Here is a 17,531-nt window from a genome sequence, read left to right as displayed (position 1 = left end):
ATTGCCAAAAAAAGATTTAAAAGACTTCGAAATGAAAAAAATATTATTTCTTTCAGGCTTCTTTAGCCTGGCCACCGTTATGAGTTGCGACGACTCTGTGCTGGATAAAGTAAATCCGAATGGTGTAACTTTTGAGACTTATTTTACAAACGATAACGAACTTGTTGCAGGGGTAAATGCCGTATATGCTACTGTACAAGGGTTTGGGCTTGCCGCCAGAGAATGGTTCTTTGTGCATGACCTACGCGGCGATGAAATGGCTACTGGTGGTGGGCAGCTTGAAACGCCTCGTAACCAGTTGCTTATTGGGGTAAACGACCCGGGTAATTCGGTGGCTAACTCGGTCTGGACTGGATGGTTCAGAACAATCCACAGAGCCAATGTGGTACTCGAAAGCGCCAATAAAACAGGTGTTACTTTCTCGAACGATATCAAGAACCGTGTAACCGGCGAAGCGAAATTTTTGCGTGCATGGGCCTATTACGAACTGGCTACTTTATGGGGTGGAGTTCCGCTTTATACCGAATACGTTAAGTCGGTTGCAGGAGCAAAACCAAGAGCAAGCCAGCAGGATGTTTACAAACAGGTAATTGATGACCTGAAAGCCGCAGAAGGCTTATTGCCTGCTACGTATGCCGCAAGCGAGTACGGAAGAGCCACCAAAGCAGCTACGCAGGTGCTAATGGCACGTACTTATCTTCAGTTAGGAGACTATAACAGTGCCAAAACCGAATTAGAGAAAGTTGTAAGTTCGGGGCTTTATAAAATAGTTGATAACTACCTTGACCTTACCAATGAAGAAGGCGAGTTTAATGCAGAATCGATATTTGAGGTGGTATTTTCCCCTTCTAACGGTGCATTTAACTGGAGTGGCCCCGACGGTGACGGAACCAGCGCGCAGGAAGAAACTATCAGAACACAGGAATACTCACCTATTGGCTGGAGAAACCTTATTCCGTCTGACAAAATGATTGATAACTATGAAAGAACAGAAAAAGGCGATACCAAAAACGACCCTCGTTATGATATGTCTTTCTGGAAGGCCGGTGATAAATTTAATAATGGAGCTGATGTAATGATGGATGAAAATGTTCAGGGAAATTCATCAAAACGTGATGGTAAAACATTTAAAATCAGCTGGAGAAAATACTCGGTTCTTTATAAATCAAATTCGGGTTTTACAACAAGCGGTATCAATATGAGAGTAATGCGCTATGCAGACGTTTTGTTGATGCTAGCCGAATGTGAAAATGAACTTGGAAACTCGGCCAGAGCTATTCAATTGATGAATCAGGTAAGAGCCAGAGCATCAGTAAATATGCCGCCTTACCCAACCAAAAACTATCCGTGTGACTCAAAAGCAAGTGTGTTTGCAGCAATTCAGCATGAAAGATATGTAGAACTGGCTGCCGAACAGATTCGTAACTTTGATATTATCAGATGGAGAAAAAATAAAAAACAAACCACAGAGCCAATTTCGTATTTTGTGGTAAATAAACACGAATTATTGCCACTTCCTCAAACAGAAATAGACAATAATCCGAACATTGACCCGAAAGACCAGAATCCTGGCTATTAATTCAGATATTACTCATAGGCCGTTGAAAAGCGGCCTATGTTTATTGCAATCCTGCCAGAACATAGTATTTTTTCTTCCAGATACATTCTTGTAATCATTAAATAAACTTCCCTGAACACTTATGCAGCGTTGTTTCGAGTAAAGTTTTATAGCCACTTAGGTAAGCTCATTACTGAGTTTAGATTGAAAATTTAAAACTATTTCTTTTTTTCTTACAATTAATTTGGGCTATATATAATATTAACTATATTTGTGTATAAATGACACATATTTTTTTACCCAAAACAAAAGTTTTAAGTATCAGAAAAATATGTCGAAAATAATAAACCAATTGTTTAAACTTAACCAACTTGTCTGATACGCCAACAAGCAAAAAAACTTGTTAGTGTATAAACCTAAACCTATAAAATCAGCAATGATAAATACTATATCCAGATATTTGTCCATTACGCTTTTATGCTTGGCCATTGGTGTGGCTAATGCACAAACAACTTTAGTTAACCCTATTCTAACGGGTTTTTATCCTGACCCAAGTATCGTAAAAGTTGGGCCAGATTATTACATCGTAAACTCAACGTTTTCATACTTTCCGGGTTTGCCAGTTATGCACAGCAAAGACCTTAAAAACTGGAAGCAAATCGGAAATGTAATAGACCGCCCCTCACAGCTTGACTTTATGGGCGAGCGCATGACACGTGGTCTTTTTGCGCCCGCTATCAGTTACTACAAAGGAACATATTATGTGACCTGCACAGATATAGACCATGACGGTAACTTTGTAGTAACGGCTAAAAATCCGGCAGGCCCATGGAGTAACCCCGTGAAAATTCCAGAAGTACGTGGCATTGACCCCTCAATTTATTTTGATGAAGAAGCCGATAAAGCCTATATTATTTATAATAGTGATGCCCCAGACAGAAAACCATTATATTCGGGGCATAGAACTATCAGAATGTATGAATTTGACTACCAGAACCTTAAAGTGATTGGTGAAGAAAAACAATTGGTAAATGGGGGAGTAGATATTACCAAAAAACCTGTCTGGATAGAAGGCCCGCATATTCTGAAACGCTTTGGCTGGTATTATTTATATGCTGCTGAAGGTGGCACATCAGTGAACCATTCTGAAGTAATCTTCCGCAGTAAATCTGTATGGGGGCCTTATGTGCCCTATGAAGGCAATCCGATTCTGACACAAAGAGAATTGCCTGCCGATAGAAAAGACCCCATAACATCGGCTGGCCATGCCCAGTTTGTTGATGGCCCCGATGGTAAAATGTATTGTATTTTTCTGGCCGTACGCCCTTATGAAGGTGACTATTATAACACAGGCCGAGAAACATTTATAGCTCCTGTTACATGGAAAGACGAATGGCCTATGATTGAACATGGCGAAAAAGCTATTGCGTACAGCTACCAGACCAATATTAAGGAAATGAAACCAAAAGGAGCTTTGCCACAAGCGGGCAATTTCCAGTATACGCTTGCTTTTGATAAAGGTCTTGACCCTTCGTTGCTATTTATGCGCACAGTTGACAGCACCTCATTCAAAACATCTAAAGCGCAGGGGTTAACTTTAAAACTTAAACCCGAAACAATTTTAGAATTTGGCAATCCGTCATTTGTCGGAAAACGCCAGCAACATCTTTACAGTACGGCAGAAACAGAACTGAGCTTTACGCCAGAATCTGCCAGTGAGAAAGCAGGTTTGGTTATTTTTCAGGACGAACGACATTTCTATTTCATAGCAAAATCTAAAAATGAAGGCAAAGAAGTAATACAGTTGTTTAAAAGCCAGCCCAAAGAAAAGTCGATGGAGCTACTTACAGAAGTGCCACTTGGGTCAGGTTCTGCCAGAGTTCATTTCAGAATTAAATCAGAAGGGGCAACATATAGTTTTTATTACTCGACCGATGCTAAAAACTGGCAATTACTGAAAGAAAAACTGGATGGCAAGTTTTTAAGTACCAAAGAGGCAGGCAGTTTCATTGGCTGTGTATATGGCATGTATGCAACTTCGTCTGGCGAAAAATCTACAAATAGTGCCTCATTTAAGTTTTTGAAGTACAGCGGTAACGACCCCATGTTGAAATGAAAAAAATAGCGGTATTAATAATATTTTTTGGCGAAATTGCTCTACAAACAGCCCTGGCACAAGGAGGTAAAGCAAAAAATCCTGTCATTTTTGCTGATGTCCCCGATATGTCAATGATTAGGGTAGGTAAAAATTATTACATGAGTAGTACTACCATGCACATGAGCCCGGGCGTGCCTATTATGAAATCGAACGATTTGGTTAACTGGCAAATGCTCGGCTACGTGTACGATACCCTCGCCAATATTCCAGCTTTAAACCTTACAGACGGAAAAGGTACTTATGGGCGTGGTTCATGGGCCAGTTGTATCAAATACCATAAGGGCCTTTATTATGTAACTACATTTGCGCAAACCACAGGTAAAACACATATCTATACCACAAAAAATATCGAAAAAGGGCCATGGAAAGCTGTCTCTTTTGCTCCAAGCCTGCACGACCATACCTTATTTTTTGATGATGATGGCCGTGTGTACATGATTTACGGCAATGGTAAACTGAAAATAATTGAATTAAATGCCGAGGTATCTGGCATAAAAAAAGGAGGACTCGACCAGACTATCATTGAAAACGCTAGCGCGCCAGCAGGAACAAATATTATGCTTGGAGCCGAAGGCTCGCAGCTATTCAAGGTAAATGGTAAGTATTATTTGTTCAATATTGTATGGCCCAAAGGCGGAATGCGCACGGTACTTGTGCATCGAGCTGATAAAATCACAGGGCCTTGGGAGGGAAGAGTAGCCTTGCAGGATTTAGGCGTAGCACAAGGTGGGCTTATTGACACACCCGATGGTCGTTGGTTTGCCTATTTGTTTCGTGATTTTGGTGGGGTAGGCCGTATTCCTTATCTGGTACCTGTAAAGTGGGAAGATGGCTGGCCTGTGCTGGGCGAAAACGGCAAAGTACCCGAAACACTTGATTTACCTGCCAGTAAGGGGTTGATTCCGGGCATTGTGCATTCAGATGAATTTACACGTAAACAAGCAGAACCCGCCTTGCCTTTAGTGTGGCAATGGAACCATAACCCAGATAATACACTATGGTCTGTAACAGAACGTAAAGGATTCTTACGGCTCAAAACAGGCAGAATTGATACGTCATTTGTACTAACCAGAAATACACTTACCCAAAGAACAATTGGCCCTGAATCTTCGGGGTCAATTTCCCTTGACCTTTCAAATATGAAAGAAGGAGACTTTGCCGGTTTAGGGTTATTACAAAAAAACTATGGCCTTATAGGAGTTAAAATCGAAAATGGGGGTAAATCAATCGTAATGGTGAGTGCGAATACTGGCAAGCCCATCGAAATTGAAAAAATTCCTATTACACAACAAACTATTTATTTAAAAGCCGAGTGCAATTTCAGCAATCGGACAGACTTGGCTCATTTTTATTACAGCCTCGACGGCCAATCATGGAGTGGTATCGGAGAACCCCTGAAAATGCCTTATACAATTCCTCATTTTATGGGTTATCGTTTTGCCTTATTCAACTATGCAACCAAAAACATTGGTGGTTTTGCTGACTTCGATTATTTCAGAATTACAGATACTATCTCAAAACCAAGTAAATAGATTCCCTAGCCACTTAAAACTATGAAAAGAAACTTTTTTTATCTGCTATTACTCAGTCTGCTATTTCAGAGTACGGTAACTTTCGCTCAAGACCCTAATTTTCATATTTACCTCTGTATCGGTCAGTCGAATATGGAAGGAGCTGGCCGCATAGAAGCCCAAGATACTATCGATATTGATAGCCGTTTCAGGATACTCGAAGCCCTCGACTGCCCCGAAATTAACAGAGTAAAAGGACAATGGTATACAGCAAAACCACCCTTATGCCGCTGTAAAACAGGGCTTTCACCTGCCGATTATTTCGGGCGCATGATGCTTGAGAATATGCCCCGCCAACAATCGTTGGGTTTGGTTCATGTTGCAGTAGCAGGAAGTAAAATAGAAATTTTTGATAAAGTAAAATATCAGGCTTATCTGGACTCTTCGGCTAAAGATAAACCATGGATGATAAACATGGCCAAACAGTATGGCGGTAACCCCTACGAAAGATTAATTGAAATGGCCAGAATTGCCCAGAAGTCTGGTGTAATTAAAGGTATTTTACTGCATCAGGGAGAGTCCAATACTGGCGATAAAACATGGCCTGTGCAGGTGAAAAAGTTATATGATGATATACTGGCTGACTTAAATTTGGCTCCTAATTCTATCCCTCTACTAGCAGGCGAAGTAGTTGGAGCCGACCAAGGAGGTAAATGTGCCAGCATGAACGAAATCATTGCTACGCTTCCTCAAACCTTGCCAAAAGCCATAGTTGTTTCGTCAAAAGGCTTGCCCGCCGTGCCTGACAAACTGCATTTCAATAGTGCAGGAGTACGTATTTTTGGTAAAAGATATGCTACTGCTTTAATGGCATCGCAGGGCAAAAAAATAGGAATTGATGAAAGCATCATAATTCCTTCAAAAAATCCGGTTTCAGCCGAAACCAACGCACCTGAAACCGAATACCCCAAAGTAGACGAACTAGGCAGAGCTATTTTCAGGATAGAAGCACCTAATGTGCAGAAACTGCAAGTAGATTTAGGGAAAAAATATGATATGGCAAAAGACGATAAAGGTGTGTGGACTGTTACAACCGAACCGCTACAACCGGGCTTTCATTATTATTATCTGATTGCTGACGATTATCGTTTTTCTGACCCCGCCAGCGAATCTTTCTTTGGTATTGGCAAAATGATGAGCGGCATAGAAATTCCGGCACCAGATCAGGATTTTTATCAGCCCAAAAAAATACCACATGGACAAGTAAGAGAAAACTATTTGTACTCAGAGACGATGGGCCGATACGAAAGGTTTTTTGTGTACACCCCGCCATCTTACGATAAAAATACCAAAGAAAAATTTCCGGTGCTTTATCTGCAACATGGAATGGGTGAAGACGAACGCGGTTGGGTAGAGCAAGGAAAACTGAGTATCATTCTGGATAACCTGATTGCTGAAGGCAAGGCTAAACCTATGGTAATAGTTGTGTCGGACGGAGGCACAGGCGGTATGTTCAGACCCAAACCAACCGAAGATATTAACGAAGCGCGTAAACAATTCGGAGCAAAATTTACCCCGATGTTGTTAAACGAAATCATTCCTTATATAGAAACTAATTTCAGAGTTAAAACCGACCGCCTCAGCCGTGCTTTGGCGGGGCTTTCGTGGGGGGGGTATCAGACATTCCAGACTGCGTTACCAAACCTTGACAAGTTTGCTTATATAGGCGGCTTTAGTGGGGCTGGTCTTTTCAATGTGAATACCGAACTCAAAACAGTTTATAATGGTGCATTTGCCAATGCCGATGAGTTTAATAAAAAAGTGAAGGTGTTGTTTTTAGGCATTGGCGAGAGCGAAGGCCAACGAACCAAAGGCTTAAGCGATGCCTTGTTAAAAGCAGGAATTAAAAATACTTATTATGAGTCTCCGAACACAGCACATGAATGGCTCACATGGCGTAGATGTTTATATGAGTTTTCGCAGATGATTTTCAAAAACTAATTTCCTCTTACCTAACTTATCTGAAACCATGAGAAAGAAAATCGGCTATGCTATACTTGTTTGGCTGTTGGCAATCAATTGTGTTTTTAGTCAGCAACCCACACCTGTTAAAGTCAAAGATGGGCTCTTACAGGGCTATCTAGAAGACGGCCTTACAATTTATAAAGGCATCCCATTCGCAGCCCCGCCTGTGGGTGATTTACGTTGGCGCGCACCACAACCCGTTGCCAAATGGGAAGGAGTTAAAAACGTTACACAATTTGCACCAGCTCCTTTTCAGGGAGGAAATCCACCATCAGGAAAAAGCGAGGATTGCCTTTATCTGAACATCTGGTCACCGGCAAAAAAGGCAACAGATAATTTGCCTGTATTAGTCTGGATTTATGGTGGCGGATTTAGCTTTGGGGCTACCTCTGAACCCACCTACACGGGTGAAAACCTTGCAAAAAAAGGCGTAATTCTGGTAAGTATCGCTTATAGAGTTGGACAACTTGGTTTTTTAGCTCACCCCGAATTAAGTGCCGAAAACACACATCATGTATCGGGTAACTATGGTTTGCTTGATATGATAGCGGGTTTACAATGGATTCAACAAAACATAAAGGCATTCGGTGGAAACCCTAACAAGGTTACTATCTTCGGAGAGTCGGCAGGCGGAATAGCCGTAAGTATGCTTTGCGCTTCACCTCTTGCCAAAGGATTGTTTCATGGTGCAATTTCACAAAGTGGCGGCTCGTTTGGGCCGTATCGTAGCACTACTTATCCGGGCGAAAACCTGAAAACTTTATCCTTTGCCGAAAAACAAGGGCTTGAATTTATGGAAAAAGCCGGCGCACATAGCTTGGCTGAATTAAGAAAAATGCCTGCCGACAAATTGCCAATGGGTTTTGGTATGCCCGGAGCTTGGCCTATTATTGATGGGTATGTAATTCCAGACGACCAACATACCCTTTACCAGAAAGGGCAGTACAATCAGACTCCAATCTTAATTGGTTATAACTCTGATGAAGGCGCAAGTTTTTCGCCTCCTAAAACTCCTCAGGAATACCACGACGGTGTAAAAAAACGCTATGGGAAATTTGCAGATGACCTCATAAAAGCCTATCCTGTTGGCGATGCCAGTGTTCCTAAAACTGCTCGAGATTTGGCACGCGATGCCGCTTTTGGCTGGCATACTTGGAGTTGGGCAAGGTTACAGGTACAAAATAGTAAATCAAAAGTATATTATTATTATTTTGACCAGCACCCCGATTTTCCGGCTGATTCACCTCGCTATGGGTATGGTTCTCCACATGGCCAAGATGTTGGTTTTGTGTTCGGGCATCTGAATGCTTCAAGCCCTAATAGTACGCCTACGGATGCAGCGCTATCAGAAACAATTATGAACTACTGGACAAATTTTGCCAAATACGGTAATCCTAATGCAAATGGAGTACCTGAGTGGGAGCCTTTCGATAACAATAAGCCGAGGGTCATGTATTTTCAACAAAAAGCAGTAATGGGTAACGTACCCAGCGAATCGGCGTTAAAAATACTTGATAGTTATTTTGAATGGCGAAGAACTCCAGAAGGTAAAGAATGGGCAAAATAAATAACAACTAATAAGGTTTTCAAAAAATATGAGTAAGAATACGAAAGTAATATTTAATATTTTGCTTTTAAATGCAATAATTTCATTGGCTTTTTGCCAAGTTAAAGCACCTGAGCCATTTGGGCCAATACCTAGCCCAAATCAACTTCGTTGGCAAAAAATGGAATACTATGCTTTTATTCATTTTTCAATAAATACTTATACCGATATGGCTTGGGGTTTGGGTAATGAAGATCCCAATTTGTTTAATCCGACAAAACTTGACTGCAGGCAATGGGCCAGAATCTGTAAAGAGGCAGGTATGAAAGGCATTATTTTTACAGCTAAGCATCATAGCGGCTTTTGCTTATGGCCCTCTAAATACACCGATTATTCTGTGAAAAAATCACCGTGGAAGAATGGTAAAGGAGATGTCGTAAAAGAAATGGCCGATGCTTGTAAAGAATATGGGCTTAAGTTTGGTGTTTACCTGTCTCCGTGGGACAGAAACCACCCCGATTACGGAAAACCCGCTTATATCACTTATTTCCGCAATCAGCTAAAAGAACTACTTACAAACTACGGAGAAGTATTTGAAATATGGTTTGATGGGGCCAATGGCGGTTCTGGCTACTACGGAGGTGCTAATGAAACCCGTAAAATAGATGCCAAAACCTATTATGATTGGCCAGAAACTTATAAACTAGTGCGCAAACTTCAACCCAAAATCGTGATATGGAACGATGGGGGAGATAGGGCCGATTTACGCTGGGTTGGTACTGAAGCAGGATACGTAGGAGAAACAAACTGGAGTTTACTGAATTCGACAGGAGATGTGCCTGAAGAAATGCTTCGCCATGGTTTGGAAAACGGAAATGTATGGGTGCCCGGCGAGGTAAACACATCTATACGACCTGAATGGTTTTATCATGAGCGAGAAGATAAAAAAGTAAAAACACTGCCTCAGCTAATGGATACCTACTATCATTCTGTGGGTCGTAATGCCACTCTTTTACTCAACTTTCCTATTATGCCTAACGGGCTTATTCATGAAAAAGATGAAAAAACAGTACTAGCTTTTGCAAAGGCTACTAAAGAGGCATTTGCGCTTAATATTGCTAAAAATGCTCGTGTTATTGCTTCAAATGTACGTGGGGGAGACCAAAATTTTGAGGCAAAAAAGGCAATAGATACAGATAAAGAAAGCTATTGGGCTACCGATGATAACATCAGAAAAGCATCAATTACCCTGCAATTCAATAAAAATGTTTCTTTTAATCGCTTTCTCGTACAAGAGCCTATCAGTTTGGGTCAACGTGTTAAATCGTTTAGTGTTGATGCTTACATCAACGGAAATTGGAAAGAAATTGCCCGCGAAACAACCATTGGCTATAAGCGTATTCTTCGCTTCCCAACTGTTGAAGCCTCTCAGGTACGTTTAAATATTCTGGATGCTAAGAGTTGTCCCCTGATATCTAATCTGGAAATTTATGATGCCCCTCTCATTCTTACACTGCCAGCTATCACCCGTGACCAGTCGGGGCTTATCCATATTAAAGCTAGTGATTCAGAATCAGAACTCTATTATACCATGGATGGAAGCATACCGGGGCCAAATAGCACCAAATATATTGACCCTATACCAACGAGCGATGGTAAAACGGCCATTAAGGCCATAGCTTACAACCCTTTTACCAAACAAAGTAGCATAGCAAGTGAAGAAAAGTTTGATATTTCACGCAGGGATTGGAAAATTATTAATACCACCCAATCGGCAGCCTATCAGGTACTTGATGGTAATCCGTCAACCTCATGGCATCAGGGCAAAAGCCAGCCTGTGGATTTAATAATTGATTTGGGCAAACAACAAAACATCGAGGGTTTCAGGTATTTACCCGACCAGAATTGGTGGGCCGAAGCCAGTATTATTACTGACTATCAGTTCTTTGTGTCTACCGATAACCAAAACTGGAAAATTGTGAGCGAAGGAGAGTTTTCTAATATAAAAAATAATCCATTCTGGCAAACTAAAACTTTTGCGTCTACACAAGCAAGGTTTATCAGATTGCGCTCAATAAAAACTACGCAGGAAGGGGCAGCCTCAGGTTATGCCGAGGTAGATATTATAACTAAGTAAAATGCTGATAAAACATTATTTTCTATCATGACAAAGAAACTTATTGTAGTTATTTTAATCATTAGTGCTTTTGTGGCTAAATCACAGCCCAATGCCAAGCCAATAATTATTTCGCCAGAAGTTCATGCCGACAATAAGGTTACGTTTCGTTTGTATGCCCCAGCAGCCAAAGAAGTAAAGCTGAATACGCAGTTTGAAAAAAATCCTGTGTCGATGAGTAAAGACGAACGAGGTGTCTGGAGTATTACGCTAGGGCCAGTAAAGCCCGATATGTATCCTTATGCTTTTAATATAGATGGCATTCAGGTGGCTGACCCTAATAATTCATCTATTTTTCCGAATGAGGGTTTTCAGAATAGCCTCGTAGAAATTACCGGAAGTTCGCCTTTGGTCCATACTATTCAGAATGTCTCACATGGCACTATCTCTTACCGTTACTATCATTCTTCTGAGTTAGGTACGCGTCCGGTTGTAATATATACACCTCCGGGCTACGAAGCTAATCCTAAGGCCTTTTATCCGGTGCTTTATTTACTGCATGGCACTACTGATACAGAAGAAACTTGGACCAAAGTAGGCAGAGCAAATATTATTCTGGATAATCTTATTGCAGAAGGAAAAGCTAAGCCTATGATTATTGTTATGCCTTATGGGCGAGCTTATCCGGTTATCAGTAAATCGTCGGGAAGCCTACGGAATTGGGATAACCTGCAAGAGTTCAAGAAAGATTTCTTCAATAACCTCATGCCTTTTATTGAGAAGAATTACAGAACCATAAATGATAAAAACAACCGTGCTATTGCCGGCTTTTCGGGTGGAGGAGGAACCACTTTATACTTCGGGTTGAACAACACCGACAAGTTCGCTTATGTTTGCGGTTTTGCTCCCGGAATGCTCAAAAATGAATTTGATAGAAATAATGAGGTAGCATTTAGCAATCCTGAACAAGTAAATAAAAACCTAAAATTATTCTGGATAGGAGTAGGCAAAGAAGATGGTTTATATGGTGTAAATCAGGAATTTATGCAGGTACTTGACCAGAAGAAAATTAAATACGAAAACCTTGTGTCGGACGGGGGGCATACATGGATGAACTGTAAACTATATTTATCAACTATTGCTCAGAAATTATTCAAATAATTAACAAGATTCAACCAAAAGCCACAGATATGAAAATTAAATCAATCATTCAGTTTTTAGTGCTTTATGCCACAGTATCAATACCCTGTATTGGCTGGAGCCAACCACCCCGAGGGCCTTTAGTAATTTCGCCACAAGTAAATGCCGATAAGTCGGTTACCTTTCGTTATCTGGCTCCACTGGCAAGCGAAGTAAAACTAAGCGGACAATTTTTAAAGGCACCCATTGCTATGGTAAAAGATGCGCAAGGTATCTGGTCGGTAACAACTGAAGCCGTAAAACCAGATATTTATCCATATAGTTTTCAGGTAGATGGGGTTACTGTGATGGACCCCGCTAACGTAGCTTTTTTTCCGAACGAACGTTTCAAGGCTAGCCTTGTTGAAATTCCCGACGATAAGCCTTCGGTGTATTCAGTAAGAGACGTACCTCATGGTACTATTAGCTACGAGTATTACCCTTCTGTTGAGGGTTCGACAGGAACATTAGTTGTGTATACACCTCCGGGCTACACAAAAGAGCAAGCCAGAAAATACCCCGTATTTTACCTCATTAGCGGTACTACTGATACCGAAGAAACTTTTTATAAAGTAGGCAAGATAAATTTTATTCTGGATAACCTCATTGCCGACGGCAAAGCTAAGCCAATGATTGTTGTTATGCCCTATGGGAATCCTGCTGCTCGTATAGCCGAACAAAAAGGTTTGCCAAAGCCTGCCGATATTATGAACCGCGATAGTGAAGATGCCGTAAAAAGAGCCAAATTTTTTGAGACAGATTTAATCACCAACATTATCCCTTATATCGAAAAAAGTTACCGTACCCTTAATAACCGTGACAACAGGGCTATTGCGGGTTTTTCTCGTGGAGGGGGCCAGACACTAAGAGCCGCCTTTAATAATATGGATAAGTTTGCTTGGGTTTGCAGCTATGCCTCTTATATATCGCCCGCTGAAATGGATAAAGGGTTTAGTCATATCGGAAACAATGCCTCAGAAACCAATAAACAGTTAAAACTATTGTGGTCAGGTATCGGAACCGACGATTTCCTGTATAAAGGCACTGTCGAATTTGAAGATTACCTCAAAGCTAAAAAGGTAAACTTTAAAAGCTACGTAACAGACGGCGGGCATACGTGGATGAACGTAAAAAAATACCTTAACGAGACCCTCCCTTTATTATTTCAATAAAATATTGATAGCAATGACTATGAAAAAATATATTCTTTCAGGAGCCGTGGCATTATTGGCAGGTGTGTCATTAATGGCTCAGCAAAGACCGCCTGCCATTAGCTCACCAGATGTGCATCCAGATAATAGTGCCACATTCAGGTATTTCTCTAAAAAAGCGCAGAGGGTCACACTGTCAGGCGAATTCCTCAAAGCCCCTGTTTCTATGACAAAAGATACATCAGGAATATGGTCTGTAACTATACCCAACATTACGCCGGATATTTATCCTTATAGCTTTTATGTAGATAGTGTGCAGATAGCCGACCCCAACAATACCTTCATTTTTGCAAACGAACGCTTCAAACGTAGCATTGTAGAAATTCAGGGTAGTACCCCACTTGTACACGCCTTGCAGAATGTACCACATGGTAAAATTCATTATCAATATTATAATACTAAAGTGTTGGGCCGTACCAGAGACTTGCTGGTGTATACACCACCTAATTTCGATGCCAGTGGTAAAACAAAATATCCGGTACTTTACCTTATTCATGGAGGTTCTGATACCGAAGAAACATGGACAAAGGTAGGCAGAGCTAACTTTATTGCAGATAACCTGATTGCGCAAGGAAAGGCAAAACCTATGATTATTGTTATGCCTTATGGCAATGTCCGCCCAAGCCCGATGCCTGATTTTACAAAAGAAATAGTAAACGATATTATTCCGTTTATAGAAGCAAATTATCCTGTAAAAACCGATAGTAAAAACCGTGCAGTAGCTGGTTTCTCGGTAGGTGGAGGTCAGACACTTAATATAGGCTTAACTAATACAGATAAATTTGGGTATATCTGTTCTTATGCTCCTTATACAGCTACTGAGGAGTTCAGGAAAAACTTCACAGACTGGAATCCTGACGCTGATTTGATAAACAAGCAACTTAAAAAATTCACTATCAGTGTGGGTACAGAAGATTTTCTGTATGAAAGCGTAAAACAGAATATTGCCATGTTTCAGGAAAAGAAAATTAAAGTTGAGCCGCTGATAGTATCAGGCGGGCATACTTGGATGAACTGTAAGTTATTTCTGGCTCATTCGCTTCAGGAAATCTTCAAATAAAATTCTTATATAATCAACCTTTAAGACGATGAAAAACACATTTTTAAAAATAGCATTCCTGACAACCATTGCAGGTAGTACGTGTTTTGCTCAGGCACCCCAGCCTGCTGTAATCGAAGATTTTAAGCCTTCGTCCTTAAATCAGCCGGGGCAAGAATACCCCATGGTAAATTCGCAAGGCTATGCACGGTTTAAGATAGTAGCACCCGCTGCCGATAGCGTAAGAGTGAGCCTCGGGCTAGGCGGTAGAGGCGGTACAAAACTTAGCAAAGCCGAAGATGGTACTTGGATGGGTACTACCGAAGGCCCGATGGATGAAGGATTTCACTATTATAATGTAAGAATAGATGGCGGAAAATTCAACGACCCCGGCACTTTGAATTACTATGGCTCGGTCCGTTGGGAAAGTGGTATCGAAATACCTGCACACGACCAAGACTTCTACGCGCTGAAAAATGTACCGCATGGGCATGTACATCAGGTTCTTTTTCCTTCGCCTAGCACCAATACTTCAAGACGAGCATTTGTTTATACACCTCCGGGGTATGAGAAAGACACTAAAACCAAGTATCCTGTGCTATATCTGCAACACGGATGGGGCGAAGATGAAACAGCTTGGAGTAATCAGGGGCACGCCAATCTGATAATGGATAACATGATTGCCGATGGAAAAATAAAGCCTTTTATTATTGTAATGACCTACGGCATGACAAACGATGTAAAACCCGGAGGTATTCGTAATTTCAAAATTGAGCCTTTTCAAACGGTTCTTGTTAATGAATTAATTCCTTATGTAGATGCCAATTTCCGTACAATTGCAAATAAAGATAGTAGGGCAATGGCAGGGCTTTCAATGGGTGGCATGGAAACCAAAACAATTACTCTTAACAACCCTGAGGTATTTTCTTATTATGGCTTACTAAGCGGTGGGGTTTATGCGCCGGCCGATATCAAAGATAAATCTAAAGTAAAACTTATTTTCTTGAGTTGCGGTAGCAAAGAACGCCCCGACGCTGTAAAAAAAGCAGCAGAAGAACTAAAAAATGCAGGTTTTAATGCGGTGTCGTACGTGTCTGAAGGAACGGCCCATGAGTTTCAGACATGGCGTAGGAGTCTGTATCAGTTAGCTCCGCTGCTGTTCAAAAAATAAACCATTTTTTAATTATCCATAGCTAATAAATACGAAATAATACTCTCCTGACAGAAAGATAAACGATTATCACACATGAAAAAAATAGTATCACTCTTTGGTATTTTGGGCATTGCGATTGCTTCTTTTGCCCAAACCATCGAAAAAGAAGCACCCAAAGGATTCGATAAAGAACGTAGCGGAATAGCCAAAGGCAAACTCGATTCTATTCAGTACGAATCCAAAACTGTTGGTGTTACTCGTAAAGCACTGGTTTATACCCCTCCGGGTTTCGACAAAAAGAAAAAATACCCTGTACTGTATCTGTTACATGGCATTGGCGGCGACGAAAAAGAATGGCTGAAAGGGGGTAACCCGCCTGTAATTCTGGATAACCTCTATGCCGAAGGCAAAATTCAACCCATGATTGTTGTAATGCCTAACGGAAGAGCCATGAAGGATGACCGCGCAATAGGTAATATTTTTGACAGAGAAAAAGTAGAAGCCTTTGCCACTTTTGAAAAAGATTTATTGAACGACCTTATTCCGTTTATTGAAAAGAAATATCCTGTGCTTACCGACCGCGAAAATCGGGCTATTGCAGGGCTTTCAATGGGAGGGGGGCAGTCGCTTAACTTCGGGTTAGGTAATCTTGATAAATTTGCTTGGGTAGGTGGTTTCTCGTCGGCTCCCAATACAAAACGCCCCGAAGAACTAGTACCCAATGCTGATGAAGCCAGAAAAAAACTGAAACTTCTCTGGATTTCTTGCGGCGATGCCGACGGCCTTATTACTTTCAGCAAACGCACACATGATTATCTCTATGAAAACGATGTGCCTCATATTTACTATGTAGAAGCAGGCGTGCATGACTTTAAAGTCTGGAAAAATGGCTTATATATGTTTTCACAGTTTTTGTTTAAGCCTATCAGCACCAAAGATTTTACCAGATATTCGGTACTAGGAACACCGGCAGCTACCAATATGCGAAACGCCAAGTATCCGCAGATTTTGCCTGATAATCGTGTGATATTCAGAGTGAAAGCCCCCGAAGCACAAAAAGTACAGATCGATTTAGGGAAAAAGTATGACATGGTAAAAGATACCAGCGGTTTCTGGACAGTAACTACCGACTCTATCAGTCGTGGGTTTCATTATTATTCTTTATTGATAGATGGCCTAGCCGTGGCCGACCCCGCAAGTGAAAGTTTCTATGGTATGAGTCGCATGGCAAGTGGCATTGAAATTCCGTACAAGGAAGGTGGCTTCTATGCCTTGAAAGATGTACCCCATGGCGACATCCGCATAAAAAAATACTTTTCAAAAGCATCAAACGCTTGGCGCGAAATGTACATTTACACGCCTCCTGGGTATGATGCTACTACCGACAAGTATCCGGTGTTATATCTTTTACACGGCGGTGGCGAAGACCAGCGCGGTTGGGCAACGCAAGGCAAAACAGACTTGATTCTGGATAATCTGATTGCCGATAAAAAAGCTAAACCAATGCTCATTGTTATGGTAGATGGTAACATCGGCATGGGTGGGGGTGTAGCAGGGTTCAACGAAAACGCACTCAAGGCTTTTGAAAATGAATTAAAAAACGCAGTAGTACCATTTGTTGAAACTAATTATCGTACGCTGGCAGACGGAAAAAACCGCGCTTTGGCGGGGCTTTCAATGGGTGGTTTGCAAACACTTCATGCAGGTGTGCGAAATTCCGATATGTTTAATTATCTTGGGGTGTTCAGTTCAGGTTGGTGGGCTAATAATACTAAGTTATCAGACCCTCAATATGAATTCATGAAAAACAACACAGATAAAATCAATACCAATCTTAAAGAATTCTGGATTTCTCAAGGTGGGAAAGAAGACATCGCTCATGCCAATTGTCAGATTATGATGAAAAAATTTGATGAAATGGGCATAAAATATAAATACAGCGAATATGCAGGTGGGCATACATGGCCAGTCTGGCGACATGACCTGATGATGTTTGCACAGTTGTTATTCAAGTAAAAATGCAGCAATCTATCTG

At 41.1% G+C, this 17,531-nt stretch carries 11 protein-coding genes; all 11 read left to right on the top strand.

The genetic code is table 11. The features are described 5' to 3' along the window. Positions 1-31: 31 nt before the first annotated feature. Positions 32-1,579, top strand: coding sequence for a RagB/SusD family nutrient uptake outer membrane protein (locus tag WAA15_RS08375; protein WP_337042275.1), 1,548 nt, complete (start codon positions 32-34; stop codon positions 1,577-1,579). Between the two features lie 415 nt (positions 1,580-1,994). Beyond that, positions 1,995-3,674 carry a glycoside hydrolase family 43 protein gene (locus WAA15_RS08370; RefSeq protein ID WP_337042274.1) on the top strand — a complete coding sequence of 560 codons (1,680 nt, stop codon included), beginning with the start codon at positions 1,995-1,997 and terminating at the stop codon, positions 3,672-3,674. Next, positions 3,671-5,248, top strand: coding sequence for a glycoside hydrolase family 43 protein (locus WAA15_RS08365; RefSeq protein ID WP_337042273.1), 1,578 nt, complete (start codon positions 3,671-3,673; stop codon positions 5,246-5,248). Before WAA15_RS08370 ends, WAA15_RS08365 begins: the two co-directional genes overlap by 4 nt. A gap of 21 nt (positions 5,249-5,269) precedes the next feature. Continuing rightward, positions 5,270-7,228 (top strand): sialate O-acetylesterase, encoded by a 1,959-nt coding sequence (locus tag WAA15_RS08360; protein WP_337042272.1) that lies wholly within the window; start codon positions 5,270-5,272, stop codon positions 7,226-7,228. A gap of 28 nt (positions 7,229-7,256) precedes the next feature. Next, positions 7,257-8,819: a carboxylesterase/lipase family protein gene (locus WAA15_RS08355; protein WP_337042271.1), complete on the top strand. Its 1,563-nt coding sequence runs from the start codon at positions 7,257-7,259 to the stop codon at positions 8,817-8,819. 160 nt (positions 8,820-8,979) lie between these two features. Continuing rightward, the gene (locus WAA15_RS08350) at positions 8,980-10,935 is read left to right on the top strand and encodes an alpha-L-fucosidase (protein ID WP_337042270.1); all 1,956 of its coding nucleotides are present in this window, start codon (positions 8,980-8,982) and stop codon (positions 10,933-10,935) included. Positions 10,936-10,962: 27 nt separating this feature from the next. Further along, complete coding sequence (locus WAA15_RS08345; RefSeq protein WP_337042269.1) at positions 10,963-12,075, top strand: esterase; 1,113 nt, start codon at positions 10,963-10,965, stop codon at positions 12,073-12,075. Between the two features lie 29 nt (positions 12,076-12,104). Then, complete coding sequence (locus WAA15_RS08340; RefSeq protein WP_337042268.1) at positions 12,105-13,265, top strand: alpha/beta hydrolase; 1,161 nt, start codon at positions 12,105-12,107, stop codon at positions 13,263-13,265. A 19-nt stretch (positions 13,266-13,284) separates the two neighbouring features. Further along, positions 13,285-14,364, top strand: a complete 1,080-nt coding sequence (locus tag WAA15_RS08335; protein ID WP_337042267.1) for an esterase — start codon at positions 13,285-13,287, stop codon at positions 14,362-14,364. A 28-nt stretch (positions 14,365-14,392) separates the two neighbouring features. After that, positions 14,393-15,514 (top strand): alpha/beta hydrolase-fold protein, encoded by a 1,122-nt coding sequence (locus WAA15_RS08330; RefSeq protein ID WP_337042266.1) that lies wholly within the window; start codon positions 14,393-14,395, stop codon positions 15,512-15,514. A gap of 75 nt (positions 15,515-15,589) precedes the next feature. Next, positions 15,590-17,512, top strand: a complete 1,923-nt coding sequence (locus WAA15_RS08325; protein WP_337042265.1) for an alpha/beta hydrolase-fold protein — start codon at positions 15,590-15,592, stop codon at positions 17,510-17,512. Positions 17,513-17,531 lie beyond the last annotated feature (19 nt).

Origin of the sequence: Emticicia sp. 17c, assembly GCF_037153985.1 — a bacterium.
Taxonomy (GTDB): Bacteria; Bacteroidota; Bacteroidia; order Cytophagales; family Spirosomataceae; genus Emticicia.
The sequence above is the reverse complement of the archived record's forward strand: the minus strand, read 5'-3'. Positions and strand labels throughout refer to the sequence as shown.